The organism is Mesorhizobium sp. M4A.F.Ca.ET.020.02.1.1 (assembly GCF_004022645.1).
Lineage (GTDB): Bacteria > Pseudomonadota > Alphaproteobacteria > Rhizobiales > Rhizobiaceae > Mesorhizobium.
Genome location: NZ_RZOI01000229.1, coordinates 1 through 7,927, shown reverse-complemented (window position 1 = coordinate 7,927; position 7,927 = coordinate 1). Strand labels below are relative to the sequence as shown.

9 protein-coding genes are annotated in these 7,927 nt (G+C 62.6%); 7 read left to right on the top strand and 2 right to left on the bottom strand.

The window, feature by feature from the left end:
• The 3 genes from EN742_RS16090 to EN742_RS16080 form a co-directional block, all read left to right on the top strand.
• Positions 1–2,505, top strand: a 2,505-nt coding sequence (locus EN742_RS16090; protein ID WP_210214465.1) for a phage tail protein, incomplete at its 5' end; no start/stop codon positions are given.
• Positions 2,502–3,992, top strand: coding sequence for a DUF2793 domain-containing protein (locus EN742_RS16085; RefSeq protein WP_128333021.1), 1,491 nt, complete (start codon positions 2,502–2,504; stop codon positions 3,990–3,992). The genes EN742_RS16090 and EN742_RS16085, both read left to right, overlap by 4 nt.
• A 138-nt stretch (positions 3,993–4,130) precedes the next feature.
• A complete protein-coding gene (locus EN742_RS16080) occupies positions 4,131–4,682 on the top strand; it encodes a hypothetical protein (protein ID WP_128333020.1) in 552 nt (183 codons plus the stop codon).
• A gap of 138 nt (positions 4,683–4,820) precedes the next feature.
• Here EN742_RS16080 and EN742_RS16075 read toward each other — a convergent pair whose 3' ends face one another.
• On the bottom strand, positions 4,821–5,036 hold the full coding sequence (locus EN742_RS16075) for a Flp family type IVb pilin (protein WP_128333019.1): 216 nt from the start codon (positions 5,034–5,036) through the stop codon (positions 4,821–4,823).
• Between the two features lie 239 nt (positions 5,037–5,275).
• Positions 5,276–5,671: a hypothetical protein gene (locus EN742_RS16070; RefSeq protein WP_128333018.1), complete on the bottom strand. Its 396-nt coding sequence runs from the start codon at positions 5,669–5,671 to the stop codon at positions 5,276–5,278.
• Positions 5,672–5,738: 67 nt separating this feature from the next.
• Here EN742_RS16070 and EN742_RS16065 point away from each other — a divergent pair, with 67 nt between their 5' ends.
• The 4 genes from EN742_RS16065 to EN742_RS16050 form a co-directional block, all read left to right on the top strand.
• On the top strand, positions 5,739–6,584 hold the full coding sequence (locus EN742_RS16065) for a glycoside hydrolase family 108 protein (protein ID WP_128333017.1): 846 nt from the start codon (positions 5,739–5,741) through the stop codon (positions 6,582–6,584).
• 97 nt (positions 6,585–6,681) lie between these two features.
• Positions 6,682–7,338 (top strand): hypothetical protein, encoded by a 657-nt coding sequence (locus EN742_RS16060; RefSeq protein WP_128333016.1) that lies wholly within the window; start codon positions 6,682–6,684, stop codon positions 7,336–7,338.
• A 1-nt stretch (position 7,339) separates the two neighbouring features.
• On the top strand, positions 7,340–7,675 hold the full coding sequence (locus tag EN742_RS16055; RefSeq protein WP_128333015.1) for a DUF6527 family protein: 336 nt from the start codon (positions 7,340–7,342) through the stop codon (positions 7,673–7,675).
• Positions 7,672–7,927: hypothetical protein (locus tag EN742_RS16050; protein WP_210214464.1), on the top strand; the 256-nt coding region annotated here is incomplete at its 3' end. The genes EN742_RS16055 and EN742_RS16050, both read left to right, overlap by 4 nt.

The window sequence follows — 7,927 nt, the reverse complement described above, 5'->3', positions numbered from 1 at the left end:
TACCAAAGCCAACCAGGGATGCGCGTCTTTGATGCCGCCACCGGTGCATTCGAGGCGGACATCTCCGGCGTCGGGCCAGCGGTTCCGGTGATCTGGACGTCGATGGACGACATCAGCTTCGGCGGCGTCAATTATCTGTTCGTCTACGGCTCCGGCGGCACGCTGACGATGCTCTCCAGCATCGGCACCGGCTATAGCGTTGTCTATAGCGTCGCCCTTGGTGGCACCTATGAGACCAAGTCGCTCAGCGCCTCGCCGACCCGCCTCTACGGCTGCACCGACTGGGTCTTCGATCCCAGCAAGATCATCGTCGTCATCTCGTGGGATTCGGTCGGCGTATCGGCAAGCAAGGTCACGCTGTCGGCGCTCGATACCTTTGCCAGGACAGCCTTCTACGACGAGGAGAGCGATTCCGTCATCATCGTGACGGTCAACGGCAGCATCTACGTCTATACTCCGGATCTCTCGACGCTGTTGCGATCGAAGGTCAACAGCTTCTCCGGCGGCGTTCCCTATACCGATCCGCTGATGTCGACGCGCCTGAAGGTGGCCTCCGATCAGATTGGCCTCAAGATCGGCAGTGGCACCGATCGCAACGACATCGTCATCTACAGGGTGTCCGATCTCTCTGAGGTCCAGCGCATCGACGCCAGCACGACGACCTGGCTGCACACCACCGAGACGCAATACTACTTCCTCGGCTTCAACCAGACATGGCAGGCAGCGATCACCACCGGTACCGACGTCGTTCCGATGATCTGGTATCTGCCGCGCGCGCAGCGCTTGCCGGTCGATCTCGCTGACGTCCTTGAGGCTGAATGTCTGCTGGCTGGCCTCGATTCCGACGTCTCCGCGATCACGACCCAGATTTACGGCTACGGCGACCGCAGCGGAACGCCGCCGCGCGGCATCATCGAGGATCTGACCCGCGTCAACTTCGTCGACTTCGCCCAGGTGGACGGCGTGCAAAAGTTCTTCCCTCGGCAGACCGCGGCTGTTCGAACCATCGCCTTCGCCGAGACCGGCATGGCTCTGAATTCCGAACCTGATCCGGTGCAGATCAGCGAGGAATATCCGGCCGCGCTCGACATGCCCGAGCAGATGATCATCACCTACCCGAGCTACGATGCCGTCTATCGTATCGGCGCCCAGGCCGGCACTACCAAGGATGATCCGAAGTTCAGCGACGAGCCGTCGCAGGCCGACGAGACCGGCGCCCCGATCAAGGTGCGCCGCAACCGCACGATGGAATTCTCCACCGCCCAGGTGCTGACCGATGACGATGCGGCCAAGGTCGCCGACATCCTCTTCAATGCCTTGCGCGATGCCGCGATCGTCTACAAGACGACGACCAGCGCCAAGCACATGGACCTGCATCCCGGCCTGGTAGTCAACGTGCCGCTCGACGACACCCGCACCGCCAAGGCCGTGGTGACCAAGATGTCGGGCGACCATGTCGTCGAGATGGAGTTTCGCAAGCGCGGCGATTCCTTCACGTCCGAAGCCGTCGGCCAGTCGATACCCTATGTCATCGATACGCTGCTCGGGCCGGCCGATGTCACGCCGGTCCTGATCGACGGGCATCTTCTGCGCTCGGCCGATGACAATGACGGCTTCTATGCCGGGGTCGCCGTGATCTCGCAGGGCAACTTCCGTTCCGCTTCCATCTATCGCTCCGAGGATGGCGGCAGCACCTACGCGCCGTGGGCCGGCCTCACCAACGGCATGATCCGCGGCATCGCGATCGATGCCCTTCCCGATCGGCCGCATCCTGGCGCTTGGGACCGCGTGAGCGTCTTCAACATCGCTGTGCCGGTCGGCGCCGCACCGGACAGCGTGAGCGAGGAAGCGCTGCTGGGCAGTGAGACGACCAACGGTTTTGCGGTCAGGAACCCGTCGGGCGAGTGGGAGTATATTCGCGCCGCCTCGGTGGTCGACAATCTCGATGGCACCTGGACGTTGTCGACGCTGCTGCGCGGCTTGAAGGGCACCGAGTTCGCCATGGCTGGGCATGCGGCCGGCGCCACCGTCTATCACCTCGACGACCAGGCGATGACGAGGCCGGCCGATGGCGATCGCACGCTGTCGCGCATCTATGTCGCGGTGCCGACGTCAACCGTGTTCGACTCCACCGGCGCCGTCACCTTCACCAACATGGGCAAGGCCCTGCGGCCTTGGTCTCCACAGCTCGCCAGCGCAGTGCTCGATGATGGAACGGGCGACTGGATCCTGACCTGGCGGCGCCGCGATCGCCTTGGCCAAGCATGGCCGGAAAGCGGCCCGGAAGACCCGCCGATGAGCGAGACCAGCGAGGCCTATGTCGTCAACATCTACGACGGGATGGGCGTGCTGGTGAACAGCTACGACGCCACGACGAGCACCTATACCTACACCGCAGCCGATCAGACGACCGATTTCGGCTCCCCCCAGACGTCCCTTGAATTCGGCGTCGCGCAGGTTTCGGCGATTTACGGCGATGGCATCGAAATGCGAGAAGCGGCATGACCACCTCAAACCGTCTTGGTATTACCGAGCTTGCCACGAGCCAGGTCGATCGTTCGGTCACCATCAATGAGGCGATCGCCATGCTCGAGGCTGGCGTCGGCCAGTTCGGCGCCGTTTCTGTTGGCGACAACGCGCCTCCCGGATCGCCGGCCGAAGGTGACATCTACGTCATCGGCACGGCGGGTAGCGGTGCGTGGTCGGGGCACAACAAGCAGGTCGCTCTCTACTACAATTCGGCGTGGAAGATCATTCCAGCGCTGCCCGGCCAGCAGGCCTATGCCGCCGACGAGGACGCCTACTATTACTACGACGGCTCCGTTTGGGCGCTTACGAGTACCAGCGGCGGCCTCGGCGACGTAACCGGTCCCGGCAGTTCGACCAGCGGCCACGTCGCGACGTTCAGCGGCACCACCGGCAAGGTCATCCAAGATAGCGGCGTCGCGATCTCGACCGACGCCACGCTGGCCGGGAACTCCAACGGCAACCTGCCGACCGAGCAGGCCGTCAAAGGTTATGTCGACGGTAAGGTTGCGGGCCTTTCCTGGAAGCAGGCCGTTCGCGTTGCCACGACAGCCAATGGGACGCTGTCGACGGCTTATGAGAATGGCGACACGATAGACGGTGTGACGCTGGTCACCGGTGACCGCATCCTCATCAAGAACCAGTCGAGCGGCGCTGAGAACGGCATCTATACTGTCAATGCCAGCGGGGCCCCGACTCGCGCGACGGATGCCGATGCCGGCGCCGAACTGGTCAATGCAACATGCTACGTTAGTGAAGGCACTGCCAATGCCGACACGCAATGGACATGCTCGACCAACGCGCCGATCACGGTCGGTTCGACCTCGCTTGCCTTTGCTCAACTGACCTCGGCGGGTGGCTCCGTACCTACGTCTCGATCGCTTACGGCCGGCACTGGCCTGACTGGCGGCGGCGACCTTTCGGCGGATCGGTCTTTCGCTGTCGACATTAATAAGCAGACGATCTGGATGCCGGCTGCAGCCATGACGCCGCGGACGACCAACGGCGCGACATCGGGCACCGCAGAAATGTCGAGCAACAAGAACATGGTTTCGACGCTCGACTTCGATGCGTCAACGCAGGAGTTCGCCCAGTTCGACATCGCGATGCCGAAAAGCTGGAACGAGGGCACCATCACCTTCATCCCGTACTGGTCTCACGCATCCACCACGACCAATTTCGGCGTGGTTTGGGGCCTCGATGCCGTCGCCATTTCTGACGACGACACTCTTGACGTCGCCTTCGGAACCGCGCAGACCTCGACCGACACAGGGGGCACGACGAACGATCTCTATGTCGGGCCCGAAAGTTCGGCCATCACTGTGTCAGGTTCCCCTTCTGCCGGCGACCTGGTGCAGTTCCGCATCCACCGAAATCCCTCCGATGGTTCCGACACCATGGCGATCGACGCACGCCTGCACGGCGTGAAAGTCCTCTATGTCATCGACGCGCTGAAGGATGATTGACCCATGCTAATGGTCAACCAACTCAGTGGCTTTGGTGCCAGACGGGGTTCTAGCGCTCCCGCCGCGCCAGTTTCTATCGCTGCCGTAAGCACGTTCACGGCACCAGAGCAGGCAGGCTCTACGATCACGGGAACAAGCATGTCGTTTGGTGCGACTGCTGCCAATCGACTTCTATTCATTTCGATCGCCTATGATCACTTCAGCAGCACGAGGACGCTGGACACGGTAACGGTTGGCGGTGCCAGTGCGACGCGGCTGGTCAGGGCGCAGGGCGCGGCAGCCGTTCGCAATGCTGAGGTGTGGGTTGTTGACGCAGGCAGCGGATCATCAATTTCGGCGTCAACCTCTGGTAATGTAGTCCTGACATTCAGCGGGACCGGACTCGCTGCAACCATCGTGGTCTGCCGCGCCACGGAGGCATCGCAAACAGCTTCATCCACGTCGACCGGAACCACCAGCGCGACGATAACGATTCCGGCAAGCGGCGCGGCGCTATTTGCTTTCTGCAACAATGGCAGCGGTACTGGCTCGCTGAGCAACATCACCGAAGACTACAACTCGAATTCCAGCACCGACATGCGCGGCATCCATGGCTCGAAGGCGTCGACGCCCGGGGAATCGGTGACATCGACATTTTCGGGAACCGCGTCGGGCTCGCAGATGGCCGCAGTCGCGATCCAGCCGGCTTGAAAATGAAAAAGGGCCGGCGCGATGAAACGCCGGCCCTTCGTTGCCTCTGACCAAAGATCGCCGAAGCTCTCGAACGATTTAAGGTCGTCGGCGAGCGCGCTGTTCGGGTTCAATCGACGGCAGCGCGCTTAAACTTGATCAAGTGCCCGTGCCGGTGGCTGCGTCGCAGGTGCCAGGGCCGCCGTTGAGAGCGGTGCAGAGACCGGTAAAACGGCCCGTGACCCAGCCACCGATCGCAAGGATTGCCAGAATCGCCAGCGCGGCAATTACGCCGACGAGGATGGAATATTCGACCATTGCCGCGCCGCTCTCGTCGTCACGGAACGCCTTGGTCATGCTCATGAGCTTCTTCATGTGATTTCCCCTTTACACCCTACTAACCCGGACAGAGGTGCCCCTGTAGGTGCTCATCCCCCGGTCCCGCATTGATCCTTCTCCCGTAGGTTCTTGGAGTCAAAGGAAAATTAGCAATTCGTTAACTTCGATTTACTTGGCAGCCCGCCAGTCGTCCTGATAAGTCGCTGAATAGCATGATGATTTCGGCGGTTAACTATCTCGTGAACCTATGGCCATTGGCCGAACTGCTGATGGCCCTACGTCTCAAGGTCGATATAGCCGGCTATTTCTCGACTGCTGGCAGCATTGGCGTCTCGGCGGACGGCGCGGCTTCTACCAGTTGGGCGGCCAGGATCCGACGCGAAGCCGAGCGGGATGAACAGGGCGGCGTTTACCGTCACCCAGCGCAGGCTTTCGGCGGCATGCCTGATCGATCGTCCAGGCTTTGAGCGATCGGCCTCCAGGCGGTGCTCGATCGCCTTCATGACGACGAACACGACGGCCAGCAACGCCATCACCTTGGCGAACTCGATCCAGCTTCGAGGATCGAGGCTGATATTGGAGCTGCGGGACCACCAGATATCGGCAAGCACAAAGCCGACCGTGATGATTGCGACCGCCGACGCGAGCCTGGCTTCACTACTTATGCGCATGCAAATCCCCCGGATGGCGCGCCGGGACAATAGCTTTTCACCACAGGGCAAACAAGAGGACCGTCCAATGGCATCTTCCCGTGAAAAGGAAGCGCTGTCCCGCGTGCTCGCGCACGAGGGCGGCTACGTGAACCATCCTAAGGATCCCGGCGGCCCCACGAACAAAGGTGTCACCCAGCGGGTCTATGACGCCTACCGGCGCGGCAAGGGGCTCGGTACCAGATCGGTGCAGCAGATCTCGAACCAGGAGATCGCCGACATCTACGACCGCCAGTATTGGGATGCCGTCAAGGGTGACGATCTTCCCGCCGGCGTCGATTACGTGCTTTTCGATGGGGCCGTGAACTCTGGCCCGAAACAGTCGATCATCTGGCTGCAGCGCGCGCTGGGACCGGTCTACAAAGGCCGCGTCGACGGCACTATGGGTCTTACCACCGTCGCGGCCGTCAATGCCGTCAACGACCTCGACGCCCTGATCGGTCGTATCTGCGACCAGCGCCTCGCCTTCATGAGGCACCTCAGGACCTGGCCGACATTTGGCCGAGGCTGGTCGGCGCGCGTCGCCGAGGTCCGCTCAATCGGCCAGGCCTGGGCGACGAACGACGCCCCGCAGGTCGCCAACTTCTATGATGGCGCCAGCGCCAAGGCCTTTGCAGAGGACGCCGAGGCGGCGCCCATGACTGCCCCGGCCGATGTCGCCACCGGCGCCGGCGTCAGCGGTGGCGTCGTCGCCGGCACCCTTCAAAGCCTGCAGGACCAGCTGCTGCCGTTCAGCTACGCCAGCGAGTGGATCGGCAAGATCATCGTCATCCTGACCATCGTCAGCGCGCTGCTCGCGATCGGCGGCCTGGGCTACCGCTGGTATGCGAACCGCAAGGCGAAGCGGCTCGCCGAGGCGGTGGGGATGCCTTGATGGAACCGATCCTCACCGAACTCGTCCGCACGGTTCTCCCCTGGGCGGCCGGGACTGTGGCCTTCCTGATCGTCTTCGCCATCACGAGGCATTTCGCATGAGTGAGTACAAGATCCGGTGGCTTGAGCCCACCAACCGCGAACGCCAATGGCTTAGGCGGTACACGTCGAGCGACAAGCATAAGTGCACGTCGACCGGCAGTTTCTGTAATGCCATGTTCGAGCTCGGCGAGGCCGATATCCTTTACACCAAGGACGGCTACATCGATGGCGGGCGGGAAGACCGCAAGCCGCCGGAAAACGACCCGCGATGGCCGACATCCTGCAGCGCCTGCGGACGGCCGTTCGGTGCCGATGATCCCTTCCAGCTGTTCGGCCGGCAGGTCTATGTCTGCGAAGCGACTGGCGAGCGGACGACCCTCGACAAAGCTCCAGTGGGAAGCTGCTGGGATGCCTGGTGGATCTCGGAGCGTCGGAAGGATGGTCCAACCGGCTGTGCCCATATGGTCGGGCCGGACCACCGCTCGCTCGTAGTGAAGCTGCCTGGCAACCATGACTGGCACGTCGACACTCGCGCCCGCAACTGCACGATGCCAGATGACAACGAGCATTTCTGCTGGGTGCGCCACGGCCACCCCAAGGATGGCACGCTGCACGTCGACAAGAACGGGAGAACCTGCGCTGCCGGCGCAGGATCGATCGCCGTGCCAGGCTTCCACGGCTTTCTCCATCACGGCGTTCTGAGGGACTGCTGATATGGCGGCACGCGGTGTTCTCAGGACCGTCGAAGGCGGCCGGCTGATGTTCTGGTGCCCGGGCTGCGATGAAGCGCATGTCATCGGCCCGAGCTGGACCTTCAACGGCAATTTCGATCGGCCAACATTCCAGCCGTCGGTCTTGGTGACCGGCGTCCAGAAGATCACCGATGAGGAATACGACAGGGTCATGGCCGGCGAGAAGATCGAGCCGCGTCCGCTGAGGTGCCACTCGTTCGTGACGGACGGTCAGATCCAGTTCCTCAGCGACTGCACCCATGCTCGCGCCGGCCAGACGATCGCGCTGCGCGCTTTCGACGAGGACCAAGAGCTATGATCGCCTTCGCCTCGATCCCCTATGTCGGTCCCTTCCTCGCCTTCGCGACCTCCCGCTTCGGCCTGCCCATCGTCGTCGCCGGCGTCGTCGTAGGGTACTACGAGGGCGTTCCGCTCGGGCCGGTGCGTGACATCCCCTATGTTGGCTCGGTTCTGTCCGGCCTCGTCGACGGCCGCGTCGATCGACAGTACGCCGCCGGGCAGCTCAATGAGCGCCTCGTCTGGCAGGAGAAGCAGCGGCGCGCCGAGCTCG